At 34.4% G+C, this 15,363-nt stretch carries 11 protein-coding genes; 6 read left to right on the top strand and 5 right to left on the bottom strand.

Annotated features, from left to right (window positions below; translation table 11 throughout):
- Positions 1-57: 57 nt before the first annotated feature.
- The gene (locus ACFWV9_RS13635) at positions 58-2,574 is read left to right on the top strand and encodes a prolyl oligopeptidase family serine peptidase (RefSeq protein WP_411895785.1); all 2,517 of its coding nucleotides are present in this window, start codon (positions 58-60) and stop codon (positions 2,572-2,574) included.
- A 67-nt stretch (positions 2,575-2,641) separates the two neighbouring features.
- On the opposite strand, the gene ACFWV9_RS13630 is transcribed toward ACFWV9_RS13635, so the two are convergent.
- The 4 genes from ACFWV9_RS13630 to ACFWV9_RS13615 all read right to left on the bottom strand — a co-directional run bounded on the left by ACFWV9_RS13630 (position 2,642) and on the right by ACFWV9_RS13615 (position 9,391).
- A complete protein-coding gene (locus ACFWV9_RS13630) occupies positions 2,642-5,011 on the bottom strand; it encodes a sodium-translocating pyrophosphatase (RefSeq protein ID WP_411895784.1) in 2,370 nt (789 codons plus the stop codon).
- 127 nt (positions 5,012-5,138) lie between these two features.
- Positions 5,139-5,666 (bottom strand): inorganic diphosphatase, encoded by a 528-nt coding sequence (locus ACFWV9_RS13625; RefSeq protein WP_411895783.1) that lies wholly within the window; start codon positions 5,664-5,666, stop codon positions 5,139-5,141.
- Between the two features lie 146 nt (positions 5,667-5,812).
- On the bottom strand, positions 5,813-8,323 hold the full coding sequence (locus ACFWV9_RS13620; RefSeq protein ID WP_411895782.1) for a DUF5686 family protein: 2,511 nt from the start codon (positions 8,321-8,323) through the stop codon (positions 5,813-5,815).
- A gap of 90 nt (positions 8,324-8,413) precedes the next feature.
- On the bottom strand, positions 8,414-9,391 hold the full coding sequence (locus ACFWV9_RS13615) for a pyruvate dehydrogenase complex E1 component subunit beta (RefSeq protein ID WP_411895781.1): 978 nt from the start codon (positions 9,389-9,391) through the stop codon (positions 8,414-8,416).
- Between the two features lie 243 nt (positions 9,392-9,634).
- On the opposite strand from ACFWV9_RS13615, the gene ACFWV9_RS13610 reads away from it, so the two are divergent.
- The 5 genes from ACFWV9_RS13610 (at position 9,635) to ACFWV9_RS13590 (ending at position 14,818) form a co-directional block, all read left to right on the top strand.
- A complete protein-coding gene (locus ACFWV9_RS13610) occupies positions 9,635-10,381 on the top strand; it encodes an electron transfer flavoprotein subunit beta/FixA family protein (protein WP_411895780.1) in 747 nt (248 codons plus the stop codon).
- Positions 10,382-10,392: 11 nt separating this feature from the next.
- The gene (locus ACFWV9_RS13605) at positions 10,393-11,355 is read left to right on the top strand and encodes an electron transfer flavoprotein subunit alpha/FixB family protein (RefSeq protein WP_411895779.1); all 963 of its coding nucleotides are present in this window, start codon (positions 10,393-10,395) and stop codon (positions 11,353-11,355) included.
- Between the two features lie 150 nt (positions 11,356-11,505).
- Positions 11,506-12,120 (top strand): bifunctional nuclease domain-containing protein, encoded by a 615-nt coding sequence (locus ACFWV9_RS13600; protein WP_411895778.1) that lies wholly within the window; start codon positions 11,506-11,508, stop codon positions 12,118-12,120.
- 16 nt (positions 12,121-12,136) lie between these two features.
- Positions 12,137-13,834: a nucleoside transporter C-terminal domain-containing protein gene (locus ACFWV9_RS13595; protein WP_411895777.1), complete on the top strand. Its 1,698-nt coding sequence runs from the start codon at positions 12,137-12,139 to the stop codon at positions 13,832-13,834.
- A 159-nt stretch (positions 13,835-13,993) separates the two neighbouring features.
- Positions 13,994-14,818: a thymidylate synthase gene (locus tag ACFWV9_RS13590; RefSeq protein WP_411895776.1), complete on the top strand. Its 825-nt coding sequence runs from the start codon at positions 13,994-13,996 to the stop codon at positions 14,816-14,818.
- Positions 14,819-14,888: 70 nt separating this feature from the next.
- Here ACFWV9_RS13590 and ACFWV9_RS13585 read toward each other — a convergent pair whose 3' ends face one another.
- Entirely contained in the window at positions 14,889-15,188 is a 300-nt protein-coding gene (locus tag ACFWV9_RS13585; RefSeq protein ID WP_411895775.1) for an isoamylase early set domain-containing protein, read from the bottom strand.
- Positions 15,189-15,363 lie beyond the last annotated feature (175 nt).

The raw sequence follows: 15,363 nt of genomic DNA, 5'->3' as shown, positions 1-15,363 counted from the left end.
AAATTTAACAAGTATTTTAGTGGCATTACCTTTTAAACTTCAAAAAACCAACTACTCATGAAGAATTTACTTATACTTCTTTTAGTATCATTCACTTTTGGAAATGTTATTGCACAGACAAAAAATGACGATAATATTCCTGTCCCTAATTATAGAGCAGCAGCTAAATATTCACCTACAAGCCTTGGTAAAATGGTACACTCTACCTCAGTAAGGCCAAATTGGTTAAAAAAGGGGAATCGCTTTTGGTATCAATATAAAACAACAGAAGGTTCTAAATACTATATCGTTGATGCTGATAACAGAACGAAAAAAGTGTTATTTGACAATGAAAAAATGGCTCAATGGCTTACAGAAATCACTAAAGATCCCTATGATGCAAAGCATCTTCCAAAATTCGACTTTAAGTTTGTAAAAAATGAAACTGCAATACAATTCTATGTTACTTCTACTGAAAAGGTAGAAGAAATTAAAGACGAGGAGGATGAACAGAAAACTGATTCTACATCAACCAAAAAGAAAAAAAGTAAACCAAAATTGGTAAATAAGATTTATCATTTTGAATATCGTCTTGGTGGGAATTCGTTAATCGTTTTAGATAACAAAAAGAAGGAAAAAGAAGAATGGAAGAAATGGGCCAATATTGCACCAGATAGTTCTATAGTATTATTTTCAAAAAACTACAATCTTTATTGGATGGACAAGGACAATTTCCTTAAAGCTGTTAAAAATGAAAAAGACTCTACCATAGTAGAAAACCAGTGGACCACTGATGGTGAAGAAAATTATAGTTATGGTGGCAGAACCAGAGGAGAAAATAATGAGACAAAACTCAAAAACAAGGATAATCGCAAATATGTAGGTGGTGTCTGGTCACATGACTCTCAAAAGTTTGTTTTTCAAAGACGTGATGCAAGACACATTAAAGATCTTTGGGTTATTAACACAACTTCTGGCAAAAGACCAACCTTAGAAACTTACAAATACCATATGCCAGGAGAAGATGAATTCTATAAAACAGAAATTCATGTTTTTGATATGCCATCAAAAAATAGTATCCAAGTACAATTAGATACCATTAAGCAACAAAGCATTCAGATTTATCGAGAGCCACGTAAAAAATCCAACTATAGAGATGATTTTCAACCCTCACTTTTGTTGTCTAAAAAAGGTAAAATTTACTTTAATAGTATAAGTAGAGACCGTAAGAAATTGGATATCTGTGTGGCAGATATAAATACTGGAGATGTAAAAGTATTAATAGAAGAACGCTTTAATACTTACATTGAAACAAGACCCTTAGTCTTATTCAATAATGAAACAGAAATGTTGCATTGGGCAGAGCGCTCTGGCTGGGCACACTATTACTTATATGATACTAAAGGTAATCTAAAAAATCAAGTAACAAGTGGTTCATATCACGTAGAACGTTCTATAGGAGTAGATGAAAAAACTAGAACACTGTTTTTTACAGCCCACGGAATACCAAAAGATCAAGACCCTTATTACGAGCATATGTATAAAATCAATTTGGGTGGATTTGGGTTAAAATCATTGAACTCAGGCGATTTTAATACGAATACAAATATGTCTGACTCAAACAAATATTTTGTTAATAATTACTCTAGAGTTAATACAACTCCTAAATCTGAATTACGCGATAGTAATGGCAAGTTGGTAATGCAACTTGAAGAGGCTGATTTGTCACAGCTAATAGCCTCAGGTTATAAATTCCCTGAAACATTCAAAATGAAAGCTGATGATGGTATTACAGATATCTACGGTGTAATGTATAAACCGTTTGACTTTGATGAAACAAAGAAATACCCATTGTTAGAATATGTTTATCCTGGCCCACAAACAGAAGCTGTAAACAAATCATTCTCTGTTAGAATGGACAGGTTAGACCGAATGGCCCAAGTAGGATTTATAGTTGTAACTATGGGAAATCGAGGTGGTCATCCAGATAGGTCAAAATGGTATCATAATTATGGCTACGGCAACTTAAGAGATTATGGCTTAGCGGACAAAAAACATGTTGCTGAACAATTGGCTGACAAATTCCATTACATAGATATTGAAAAAGTTGGTATATATGGACATTCAGGTGGTGGATTTATGTCTACCGCAGCAATTTTAGTTTACCCGGACTTCTTCAAAGCGGCTGTATCTTCTGCAGGAAACCATGATAATAATATATACAATAGTTGGTGGAGCGAAACACATCACGGTGTGCAAGAAGAAATAGATGAAGAGGGTAATGTAAAATATAAGTACATGATTGACAATAATCAATCGCTTGCAAAAAATTTAAAGGGTCATTTAATGTTAATTACTGGTGATGTTGATAATAATGTACATCCAGGCGGAACAATTCGGATGGCGAATTCTTTAATAAAAGCAAATAAACGTTTTGATTTTATGTTAATGCCTGGGCAGCGTCATGGATTTGGTAGTATGACAGAATACTCCTTTTGGTTACGAGCAGATCACTTCAGCAAACATCTTTTAGGTCATGAAGCTACTGAAATTGACATTACAGAAATGAATAGAGATAAGCCTAAAGGCAAATAGCCTAAACTGCATGGAAAAGAAAAACCCTCGCAATTGCGAGGGTTTTTTTATATAATCAGCTAATATTTTAGCTTTTAGAAACCTCTACTTTTTCTATAATAGTTTCAACTTCTGCATCTTTCTCAGTAGACTTTAAGTTTTCTTCAAAAGCTTTAAGTTGCGCCTCAACCTCAGCTTCTGTTCCTTTAAAAGTCTTACTTTCAGATACCTCTTTACCATTTACAACCATAGTGTATTCAACCGTAGCTTCAGCCTCATTATTATCAGAAACAACAATCTCCTTTTTAATCTCTTCAGTCTCGTAAGATGCCATTCCTGTCGCAGAAATTGCTATACTAGGTGCAATTACCAAAGCAACAACAGACATTAACTTTAATAAGATATTTAATGAAGGACCAGAAGTATCTTTAAAAGGATCTCCGACCGTATCACCTACAACTGCCGCTTTATGAGCATCTGTACCCTTTCTTCCTTGTTCTTCAATCATTTTTTTAGCATTATCCCATGCACCACCAGCATTAGATTGGAATATTGCCATTAAAACACCACAAGTTGTTACACCAGCTAATAAACCACCTAACATTTCAGCTCCACCAATAAATCCAACTGCAACTGGTACAGCGATAGCCAATAATCCTGGCAAAACCATCTCTTTAATAGATGCTTGTGTTGAAATAGCTACACACTTATCGTATTCGGCTACACCATCAGCGTCATCAAATATTTTACGTTGAGCATCCGTAGCCTTAGACATATCGGAATCTACAGCTCTCATTACTTCTAATGCAGCCTTTAATTTTGGTATATCTCTGAATTGACGTCTAACTTCTTCAATCATTGCCATTGCAGCTCTACCGACTGCATTCATAGATAATGCCGAGAATACAAATGGTAACATCCCACCGACTAATAAACCTGCCATTACCATTGGTTTGGAAACATCAATTGCAGTTACATTTGCTGTTTTCATAAAAGCTGCGAATAAAGCCAATGCCGTTAATGCCGCAGATGCAATAGCAAATCCTTTACCAATAGCTGCGGTTGTATTACCGACAGCATCTAACTTATCAGTACGCTCACGTACTTCACTAGGTAATTCTGCCATTTCTGCTATACCACCAGCATTATCTGAAATTGGTCCATAAGCATCTACTGCAAGTTGTATTCCTGTATTAGCAAGCATACCTACAGCAGCGATTGCTATACCGTATAATCCTGCATAGTGGTGAGATACTAATATTGCAGCAGCGATAAGAAGAATAGGTATCATTGTAGACATCATTCCAACACCTAATCCAGCAATAATATTTGTGGCTGCACCAGTCTCTGACTGACGTACAATAGATTTTACCGGTTTTGTACCAGTACCTGTATAATATTCTGTTACTTTACCAACAGCCAAACCTGCAATTAAGCCTGCAATTACAGCAATAAATACACCTATTGCACCACTTGGTAATCCTTCAACAGTTTCTGGTATTAAAGCAGTAATTATAAAGTATGACGCAACAAGCATTAAACCAGCTGAACCAAACTCACCAATATTCAAAGCCGTTTGTGGATTACCTCCATCTTTTACTTTTACGAAGAACGTACCAATAATAGACATTATGATTCCAACAGCAGCTAATACCAATGGTAAATAAACTGCACCTAATCCATCAAATTCAGGGGTTATGATATATGCTCCAAGTACCATAGTACCAATTATAGAACCTACGTAGGATTCAAATAAATCCGCACCCATACCAGCAACATCACCTACATTATCACCAACATTGTCAGCAATAGTTGCTGGGTTTAATGGGTGATCTTCTGGAATACCAGCTTCTACTTTACCTACTAAATCTGCTCCAACATCTGCCGCCTTGGTATAAATACCTCCACCTACACGAGCAAATAATGCTATTGATGAAGCTCCTAATGAAAAGCCTGAAAGTACATTTAAGACCTCGTTTATTCCCCAGCCCATTTCACCATAAATCATAAACAAACTACTAAGACCCAATACACCTAGACCTACAACACCAAGACCCATTACAGCACCACCAGCAAATGCAACCTCTAAAGCTTTACCTAAAGATGTCCTTGCCGCACTTGTAGTCCTTACATTAGCCTTGGTTGCAACTTTCATCCCGATGAAACCTGCAAGAGCAGAACATATTGCTCCAATAATAAAGGACACAGCAACGAAACTATTTGACCCCTCCTCATTACTACCTTTAAAGAAAAGTAATATCGCGACCGCTATAACGAATATGGCTAAAATTTTGTATTCTGCCTTCAAAAAAGACATTGCACCATCTGCAATGTTTTTAGCAATTCTTTTCATTTTGTCCGTTCCTTGGTCTTGTTTGCTTACCCATGCACTCTTTACAAAAACAAAGAGTAATGCCAATACACCAAAAGCTGGAAGCGCTTTAATAATAATTTCCATATTAATATGTGTTAGTTAGTTACTAATTTTTTAATGCTGCCAAAAATAGAAAAATATACCTGATAAAAAAAGCTACCTTTAATTAAAGATAGCTCATTGTATATGCTGAAAATTTACAATAATGCAATTATATTGTAAATGTTCTTTTCTTTTTGTGCTCGCTTTCTTCATAACGCTCTACACATTGTAGATAAATTTTCCTCGCTTCTTCTGCATTTCCCCAACCGCCAACATCAACTTTTTTCTTTTCCAAATCCTTATAAACCTGAAAGAAATGCTCAATTTCTTTTAATCTATGTGGATTTAAATCATTGATATCTGAACGCTTACTCCAAACTGGATCGGAAACCGGTACACAAATAATTTTTTCATCAGGACCTTTTTCATCTGTCATATGAAATACACCAATAGGTCTAACTTCCATTACTACCATAGGGTAGGATGGTTCTGTTGAAAGTACTAACACATCCAGCGGATCTTGATCTAAAGCCAAAGTTTCAGGTACAAAACCATAATCACCAGGATACATCATAGATGAGAACAAGGTTCTGTCAAACCTTATTTTGTTTAGCGTAAAATCATATTCGTACTTATTTCTACTTCCTTTTGGTATTTCAATTAATACATCAAAAGTTATTTTCTTCTTTTCTTTCATTTAATATTATTTAGGTTAACCCTTTTTGGGGACAATTGATTCATTTTTAGGGCGGCAAAGTTACAACATAGCAAAGGTTATACCTAGTAAAAGGTTATGAGTAATAATAAAATGATCAACTTTTCTTGTAGTCGATTTGGATAGGGCTAGAAATAAAAACCAAAACTTCCTGTTACACCGAAGCGTCTTGCATCTGGATTATCGAGATAATTTCCTCTAAAATTGAAGTCTATCCGCAGAACCTTGAAAATATTAGCTACACCGAAACTGTATTCATAGTAGACTTCAGAATCTGGTGCAATTAATGGAAATTCTAAAGGATTACCAGTTGTACTTAAGGCTCTATTTTCATCAGACAACTCACCCCAAACACCTCTTAAGGCAACAATAGCGCGAAGATTGTATTTTTTTAAGAAAGGAATTCTTGAGAATAACCGTCCATTAAAGTTATGTTCTAAATGCAATGAGGAATAAGTATCAGTGACAAACTCGTAAAAATCTAGTTGCGGGAAAGTATTATAAATTGAAAAATAAGTTTGATTCCCAGGAACCACACTAAGCAATGCTAAAGGCACTTCACCAAAAGTTTTACCTATCTCAACTGAACTAACCAATCTACCAAATCCTCCTATTTGCCATGGTTGTATATAAGAGAACTGTAGTTTAGTATAATCAAAATCACCTTTAAACCAATCCTTATCCCCTCTAGTTACTTGGGCAAACAATTGTGCAAAATTGTCATTCTTATACTTTCGCTCTACCCCAAAACCAGTCATTTGACGTTTTGGGAAATACCCTAAAGAAAACCTACTTTCAAATTGTCTAACTTCTGAACTGATACCTGTTGCAGAGGTTGGATCATTAAAATCCAAACTAAATGTTGGAGACGCACTACTAATCTTCCTGAAACTTCCATCCCATCTAATCTCTAAATTCCTGACCGGTTCAATTGCCACTCCAAAATTCGTGAGATTAATATTTGAAAGTTTGTCATTCGCTCCAGCGGTAAATACAGCATTAGACGCTAAACTTCTTCCCAAAACATCCGTTGAACTTGTTAAACTAGCACCGATTTGTTCAATATCTCTTCGATGTCCACCAAATAAGGTAAGTCTACTTTTTTTATCTAACAACCATTTGCCAGAAATACCATGTTTAAATTTATTGTCTCTAAATCCGTAAGCAACAAAACCTTCAAGTCTCCACATATCGTTAGGCCCAAAATAAGTTCTACCACCGGTTCTTATTCGCAACCCTTCAACATCATTAAAACCAAAGGTTGAGAATATTGGTCCATAATCGAAATTAATGCTTGGAAACTCTACATAACCTGACGCAAGAATACTACCCAAGTTATAAAGTCGTTTAAATTTCTTTACTGTCTTTAACGTATCTAACATAGTATAGACACCCTCTTCATCTTTATTAAGAACTTCTAACCTGTTTTGTTCCCAAAAATCATCATTTCTATTATAAACATCGGCATCGTAATTATAAACTACCTTGTCATAATACTTAGGGTCCTTTCGCTCATTAAATTTATAGTTATCATATAAGGTTGTGCGCTTACCATATACTCCACGTGATTTCTCCTTCTTATTGAATGCAAAATCAGATAAAAAATAGTCTCGTTTTATTAAAAATACTGAGTCGTTCAATACCTCAAACTCTTGTTCAATATAGATTTCCTTAACCCAATTTATATTAGCACTTTTTGATGCTTGCATATTAATTTCCTTAATAGCATAGGTTGAATCATTTACCCAAAAATCTCCTTTAAAGGTCAATTCATTTTTTCGTCTTGGGTAATAAATAATATTATAGCACCATTTGTTATCTATAAATGCACTATCCGAAAGAATATAATTATAAGTTTGAACTCCAGACTTACCTAATGGACTAACAAAGCTTTTATCAAAAAACTTAATATAATTATCATATACGTTATACTCTGAATACAAGTCATCAATGAAATCAATAATCACTTGATTATTACTAAATCCACTGTTTTTGTTTCCTACTAAATCTTGACGTTCCTTGTTTAATATATTATCACCAGAAACTCTTTTTACAGACTCATTTAAAAAAATTGGAAGATACGTCTTACCCGTTACACTAGAAGTGTCCACTTCTTCAAAAACAAATTCCATACCTCTAAAAAGCTTGCTTTTAATTAATGAACTATCAATTGTATTAAGATCAAATTCTACTTTCTCGTATTGATCGTATTCATATTGTTTAAACTGATTTAAACCGTTTTGACGTTTTCGATCCCAAATTTTCTGAAGTAATTTAATTGCGGGATTCTCTGAAGCTTTCTTGGATTGCTTACCTGTTATAATAACAACTTCATCTAACGACGACGCCTCTTCTTTTAGTACAAATTTTAAATCAAAATTAACAGGCTTTGTAAGTGGTATTTCTAGCAATTCATAACCAATAAAAGAGACTACCAGTGTATCCCATTTTTCATCAGACTCAAGATAAAATCTCCCGTTTTCATTAGAAGTTGTCCCTTCTGTAGATCCTTTGAAGAGGATATTCGCATATGCAATGGGTTCATTAAATTCATCAAACACATAACCGCTCACCTTTGTTTGGGCTAATGCACAAATAGATGATAGGGCAAATAAAAATAAAAGTAGTTTTATCCTCATATTAAAAAAATAAACTTCATTGACAACCAAAATTTCAAGGTCTTTGTGGTTATTAATGAAGTCTATTTAACGCAAAAAACTGCGCATTATTTATTTATACATCACTTTTTTCACTGCTTTAACAACTTCGTCACTGTTGGGTAACCATTCTGCTAATAGTACAGGTGAATAAGGTGCTGGTGTATCAGCAGTATTAATTTTTACAATTGGTGCATCCAAATAATCAAATGCTTCAGACTGAACCAAATAAGTAATTTCAGTTGCGACATTACCAAAAGGCCAAGCCTCTTCTAATATTACTAGACGATTAGTTTTCTTTACAGATTCCAAGATGGCTTTTCTATCCAATGGTCTAACGGTTCGTAAATCTATAATCTCACAACTTATTCCTTCTTCTGCAAGAATATCCGCTGCTTTGTAAGCTTCCTTGATAATTTTACCAAATGACACTATTGTAACATCGGTACCTTCGCGCTTTAGTTCTGCAACACCAATTGGTATAGTATATTCTCCTTCTGGTACTTCACCCTTATCTCCATACATCTGCTCACTTTCCATAAAAATAACAGGATCGTCATCACGAATTGCCGATTTTAATAAGCCTTTAGCATCATAAGGATTAGAAGGTACAATAACTTTTAGTCCTGGAGTGTTAGCAAACCAGCTTTCAAAAGCTTGAGAGTGAGTTGCCGCTAACTGACCTGCAGATGCAGTAGGACCTCTAAAAACAATCGGACATTTAAACTGACCACCCGACATCTGTCTAATCTTTGCAGCATTATTAATAATTTGATCAATTCCAACTAAGGAGAAGTTAAAGGTCATATATTCTACGATAGGTCTATTTCCTGTCATCGTAGAACCTATTGCTATACCAGCAAATCCTAATTCAGCGATAGGTGTATCTATAACTCGTTTTGGTCCAAACTCATCTAGCATACCTTTAGACGCTTTGTAAGCACCATTATACTCTGCCACTTCCTCACCCATTAGATAAATGCTTTCATCGCGACGCATTTCTTCGCTCATTGCCTCACATATAGCTTCTCTAAATTGAATTGTCTTCATTATCTATTTTTTAATCGAGTAGCAAAAATAGGAATAAATGAAAAACTATATTGGTCAAATTTCTTTAAAATTTATTATGCACGCATAGTAAATATTCGAAATAAAATATTTATCTTCGCTACCTCAATAATCTACGGTATAGATTGCCCTAATTTATTGCAAAAAATAAATTTTTTTCGAGTATTTACGATAACGTTATCGTAATGCTTTAAATCAATAATAGAACCTAAATAATATATAAATATGAAGATTTTAGTGTGTATTAGTCACGTACCTGATACAACATCAAAGATTAATTTCACGGATGGTGAAACCAAATTTGACACCAACGGTGTTCAGTTTGTCATAAATCCCAATGATGAATTTGGATTAACACGTGCCATGTGGTTTAAGGAAAAACAAGGAGCAAGTGTTGATGTTGTCAATGTTGGAGGAGCAGAAACAGAACCTACATTAAGAAAGGCATTAGCAATTGGTGCCGACACTGCTATTAGAATAAATACTGAAGCTACTGATGGTTTTGCAGTGGCTAAACAATTAGCCAAAGTAGTAACTGATGGCGCATACGATCTAGTAATTGCTGGGCGTGAGTCTATCGATTATAATGGAGGAATGGTTCCAGGAATGCTGGCATCAATGACAGAAGCAAATTTTGTAGCAAATTGTATTGGGTTAGAAATTGATGGTTCTAATGCCAAAGCCATCAGAGAAATTGATGGTGGTAAAGAAACAGTTTCAACATCACTTCCTTTAGTTATTGGTGGGCAAAAAGGATTAGTTGAAGAAAGTGATCTTAGAATACCAAATATGAGAGGTATTATGATGGCTAGAAAAAAACCTTTAAATGTTTTAGATCCAATAGAGACAAGCGACGGAACAAATGCTACCAGTTTTGAAAAACCAGCACCAAAAGGAGCGGTAAAATTAGTGGATGCAGATAATGTAGATGAATTAGTAAACTTACTTCACAACGAAGCTAAAGTGATTTAAAAAAAACAGATATGTCAGTTATAGTATATACAGAATCAGAAAAAGGAAAATTTAAGAAAGCAGCTTTCGAAGTTGTTTCTTATGCAAAGGCTATTGCAGACCAAATGGGTACTTCCGTGACTGCGGTTGCAATTAACGCAGATAACACAGATAGCTTAGGTAATTATGGTGCGTCAAAAATTTTATCTGTTAATGATGACAGCTTAAATATATTTAATGCCAAAAAATTTGCTTCAGTTATTGAGCAAGCAACTAAACAAGAAGAGGCTAAGGTGGTAGTTGTGGGTTCTAGTGCAGATAGTAAATATTTAGCTCCCCTATTAGCAGTTGGATTAGATGCAGGCTATGTATCAAATGTAATTGAGGCACCTTCTAGTGTTTCACCTTTTACAGTAAAAAGAACAGCCTTTACAAACAAAGCATTTGCTAATACAGAAATTAATACAGAAACAAAACTTATAGGTCTGTCTAATAACTCATTTGGTTTAGTAGAATCTGGTGGTAGCGCTACAGTAGAAAACTTTACACCATCCCTACCAGACTCTGGTGTTTCAGTAGAGTCTGTAGATAAGGCAACCGATAAAGTAAGTATTGCAGATGCAGAAGTGGTAGTTTCTGGAGGTAGAGGATTAAAAGGACCTGAAAATTGGGCATTAATTGAGGATTTAGCTGAGGTTTTAGGCGCTGCAACAGCATGTTCTAAACCAGTATCTGATTTAGGTTGGAGACCACATAGTGAACACGTAGGACAAACAGGAAAACCTGTAGCTTCTAATTTATATATCGCAATTGGAATTTCTGGTGCAATTCAACATTTAGCTGGTATAAACTCCTCTAAAGTGAAAGTAGTAATTAATACAGATCCTGAAGCTCCATTCTTTAAAGCAGCAGACTACGGTATTGTAGGAGATGCGTTTGAAGTAGTACCAAAATTAACAGAAAAATTAAAAGCTTTTAAAGCGCAAAACGCATAAATTTATTAACTTGTATAATCAATAGGGCTGTTTAAATTTGGAAATTCACTGATACATTCATTTTATCGATAGTTCAGTGAAAAATAACCAAAACTGTTAATTACAGTTGGTAAAGTCCAAATTTAAACAGTTCTTTGTGTTTTACATTTTATGAGCTTAGTTCGATTAAATATCAAAGGAATTTCTTATAGCCAAACTCAAAATGGCGCTTATGCCTTAATCCTTAATGAGGTTGATGGTGATAGAAAGCTTCCTATTGTAATTGGGGCGTTTGAAGCTCAATCTATAGCAATTGCTTTAGAAAAAGAAATTAGGCCACCTCGCCCACTTACACACGATTTATTCAAAAATTTTGCTGATAGATTTGACATTGTTGTAAAGCAAGTAATAATCCACAAATTAGTAGATGGTGTATTTTATTCTAGTCTGATTTGTGAACGAGATAAAATTGAAGAAATTATTGATGCCAGAACTAGCGATGCCATTGCATTAGCACTTAGATTTCAAGCACCAATTTTTACATATAAAAACATCTTGGATAAAGCAGGTATCTACCTAAAAGTTAATCCTAAAAAAGAGGATGAAGAACAGGATAGTATTTTGGTTGACGATATAATAGCAGAGGAAATTGAGACTGCGGTGGTAGAACAGGAAGGATATAAGGATAAATCGTTAGATGATCTTAAAAAACTTCTTGAAGATGCTGTCAAAAACGAAGATTATGAAAAAGCCGCCAAAATACGAGATGAGATTTCTAAGCGCTAACTAATCAAAAACTTCAATGACAAATTTTTTCAAAGCCTTATTAGCTTTTTTTATTGCACTATCAATAATAACGGCACAAGAGCTTGAAAAAAACTGGCAATTTGAATCCATAAAAGATACTTCAGGACAAGACCTATTCGAAATAATTAAATCTGATACACTACGATTTAACTCTGGTAAATTTAGTTATTCGCTAAAGGCAAAAAACAATTTAAAAGCAACTGGTGATTATTTGCACCAAAACAATGTTTTAGTTCTCTATTATTCGTCACCTAAAGATACCATAAGACATTATAGAATTAAGGAATTAACAGATTCTACTCTTGTTTTTACAGAAAACAATATTGCTTATAGTTACAAACCATTTTTACAAAAAAAGGCAATTATAAGTGATATTATTCCAAGTCAAGGCTTCTCTGCTAATAGTTTAATGCGTGGTGCATTAGGTATGCTTGTTTTATTGTTAATTGCCTTTCTATTAAGTAAAAACAGGAAAGCTATTAATTGGCGAACGGTAGGTTTTGGTTTACTATCTCAATTGATTTTAGCAATTGGAGTTTTAAAGGTACCATTTATTCAGTCAGCATTTGAATGGGTTGGTGGACTATTTATAAGTGTTTTGGACTTCACCATGTCAGGCACAAAGTTTCTATTCGCAGCTTTCAGTACCAATGAAATTGCAGATTCCCTAATGACTTTTGCCATTTCCATTTTACCAACAATTATATTTTTCTCTGCTTTAACATCAGTGCTATTTTATCTAGGAATTATTCAGAAGGTAGTAAAAGGTATGGCATGGTTACTAACCAAATTATTGCAGATTTCTGGTGCAGAGAGTTTAAGTGTTGCTGGTAATATCTTTTTAGGCCAAACAGAGTCGCCATTAATGATAAAGGCTTATTTAGAAAAAATGACCAAATCAGAAATACTGTTGGTTATGATTGGTGGTATGGCTACAGTAGCTGGTGGTGTACTTGCAGCATATATAGGTTTTTTAGGCGGATCTGATGAAGCATTGAGATTATTTTATGCCAAACACCTATTAACAGCCTCAGTAATGGCTGCACCTGGAGCAATTGTTATTTCTAAGATTTTATATCCTCAACAAGAAAAAATTAATTCTGAAATTAAAATAACACAAGATAAAATTGGCTCTAATATTTTAGATGCCATTGCCAATGGTACAACTGAAGGACTTAAACTTGCAGTCAATGTTGGAGCTATGCTACTTGTATTCTTGGCATTTATTGCAATGATAAATGGCATTCTAGGTTGGGCCGGAGATATCACAAATTTAAATGGTTGGATTGCAAATAATACAACGTATACTGAATTTTCTCTTGAATTTATTCTTGGCTATACGTTTGCACCTTTGATGTGGCTAATTGGAGTTGCTAAAGAGGATATTGCACTAATGGGACAACTCTTAGGCATCAAATTAGCAGCTAGTGAATTTGTGGGATATATTCAATTGGCTGAATTAAAAGACCCTACACAATTTCTTCATTTGAAATATCAGAAATCTATCATTATGGCCACATATATGTTATGTGGTTTTGCCAATTTCGCCTCCATCGGAATTCAAATTGGGGGTATAGGCTCATTAGCACCAGGCCAACGAAAGACCTTATCAGAGTTTGGAATAAAGGCTCTAATCGGAGGTACTTTAGCTTCGCTTTTATCCGCTACAATAGCGGGTATGATTATTGGATAAAATATAATCGCCATTTATCATTATATCTATCAAAAGGCGTTAATAACTTTTTATATCTGAGTCACATCTTTGGTCATTAATTTTTGAGTTTTTACTTAAATTCGTTCCCGAATAATTTTCTAAAAATTCCAATCAAATAGGACTGGAAATATTACGCTTATGAAACAATACCACGACTTAGTAAAACATGTATTAGAACACGGAAACGAAAAAAGTGATAGAACAGGCACTGGTACAAAAAGTGTTTTTGGCTATCAAATGCGATTTGATTTAAGTGAGGGTTTTCCAATGGTGACAACAAAAAAGTTACACCTTAAATCTATTATATATGAGTTGCTCTGGTTTTTAAAAGGAGATACTAATATTGAGTATCTTAACGAAAACGGTGTTAGAATTTGGAATGAGTGGGCAGATGAAAATGGTGATCTTGGTCCTGTTTACGGCCATCAATGGCGCAATTGGGCCAGTGAAGATATTGACCAGATTAAAGCAGTGATTAATGGGTTAAAGAAGAATCCAGATAGTCGTAGAATGCTAGTTTCTGCTTGGAACCCTTCAGTTTTGCCAGACACGTCAAAGTCATTCTCCGAAAATGTTGCCAATGGCAAAGCGGCTTTGCCTCCATGCCATGCTTTTTTTCAATTTTATGTGGCTGACGGCAAATTGTCTTGCCAGTTATATCAAAGAAGTGCCGATATATTTTTAGGAGTACCTTTCAATATCGCCTCTTATGCGTTATTTACCATGATGATGGCACAGGTATGTGGATTTCAACCTGGAGATTTTATCCATACGTTTGGTGATGCACATATTTACAACAACCATTTAGAACAATTAGAACTGCAACTTTCTAGAGATATTAGACCCTTACCAAAAATGATTTTAAATCCTGAAATTAAGAATATTTTTGATTTTAAATTTGAAGATTTCACACTTGTAGATTACAACCCACATCCTCATATTAAAGGCGTTGTTGCTGTATAGACATTACTTACTTTTAATAAAAAAAGCGTCTCAAATATGAGACGCTTTTTATGCTTTGTAAATCGACTAATTATACATTTAGAACACCGTTCTCAGCTCCTGCATAGTCACTCCATGCATAAGCATCTGCTTGGTCATCATTGATATAAGTACCATCAACAAGGTATCTAAATTCATAAGAATTGTCTTTTTCTAAATCAACAGTTCCTTTAAAGGTTCCGCTTTTTAATTTCTTAAGTTTGACAGCTTTCTTTTCGTTCCATTCATTGAATGTTCCAACAACTGCTACTTTTTTTGCTTCTTCCGCAGGCACAGAAAATGTAACCTTACATACTGGCTTGCTTTTTAAATACTGCTTTTTAATTGCCATAATAGATAGATTTAATTATGGCTCAAAAGTATTAAAGAAAAAATCACTAATAATAATTTAAATCTCTTAAAATTAAAGAATTATCATTTTGACAAAATAGCCATAACTTTTCGATAAAGTATCTATTTTTATAAGACAAATTTTGAGAGATTCTCAATCCCTTTTCCAACCTTTA

Source organism: Winogradskyella sp. A2, assembly GCF_046762865.1.
Classification (GTDB): domain Bacteria; phylum Bacteroidota; class Bacteroidia; order Flavobacteriales; family Flavobacteriaceae; genus Winogradskyella.
This window is presented reverse-complemented; position numbering and strand designations above follow the sequence as displayed.

What these genes read in the sequence shown, in the direction of transcription:
- ACFWV9_RS13600 (WP_411895778.1), top strand. Translation starts at nt 11,506, where the DNA reads ATGAGCTTAGTTCGATTAAATATCAAAGGAATTTCTTATAGCCAAACT.
- ACFWV9_RS13590 (WP_411895776.1), top strand. Translation starts at nt 13,994, where the DNA reads ATGAAACAATACCACGACTTAGTAAAACATGTATTAGAACACGGAAAC.
- ACFWV9_RS13630 (WP_411895784.1), bottom strand. Translation starts at nt 5,011, where the DNA reads ATGGAAATTATTATTAAAGCGCTTCCAGCTTTTGGTGTATTGGCATTA.
- ACFWV9_RS13585 (WP_411895775.1), bottom strand. Translation starts at nt 15,188, where the DNA reads ATGGCAATTAAAAAGCAGTATTTAAAAAGCAAGCCAGTATGTAAGGTT.
- ACFWV9_RS13595 (WP_411895777.1), top strand. Translation starts at nt 12,137, where the DNA reads ATGACAAATTTTTTCAAAGCCTTATTAGCTTTTTTTATTGCACTATCA.
- ACFWV9_RS13625 (WP_411895783.1), bottom strand. Translation starts at nt 5,666, where the DNA reads ATGAAAGAAAAGAAGAAAATAACTTTTGATGTATTAATTGAAATACCA.
- ACFWV9_RS13605 (WP_411895779.1), top strand. Translation starts at nt 10,393, where the DNA reads ATGTCAGTTATAGTATATACAGAATCAGAAAAAGGAAAATTTAAGAAA.
- ACFWV9_RS13635 (WP_411895785.1), top strand. Translation starts at nt 58, where the DNA reads ATGAAGAATTTACTTATACTTCTTTTAGTATCATTCACTTTTGGAAAT.
- ACFWV9_RS13620 (WP_411895782.1), bottom strand. Translation starts at nt 8,323, where the DNA reads ATGAGGATAAAACTACTTTTATTTTTATTTGCCCTATCATCTATTTGT.
- ACFWV9_RS13610 (WP_411895780.1), top strand. Translation starts at nt 9,635, where the DNA reads ATGAAGATTTTAGTGTGTATTAGTCACGTACCTGATACAACATCAAAG.
- ACFWV9_RS13615 (WP_411895781.1), bottom strand. Translation starts at nt 9,391, where the DNA reads ATGAAGACAATTCAATTTAGAGAAGCTATATGTGAGGCAATGAGCGAA.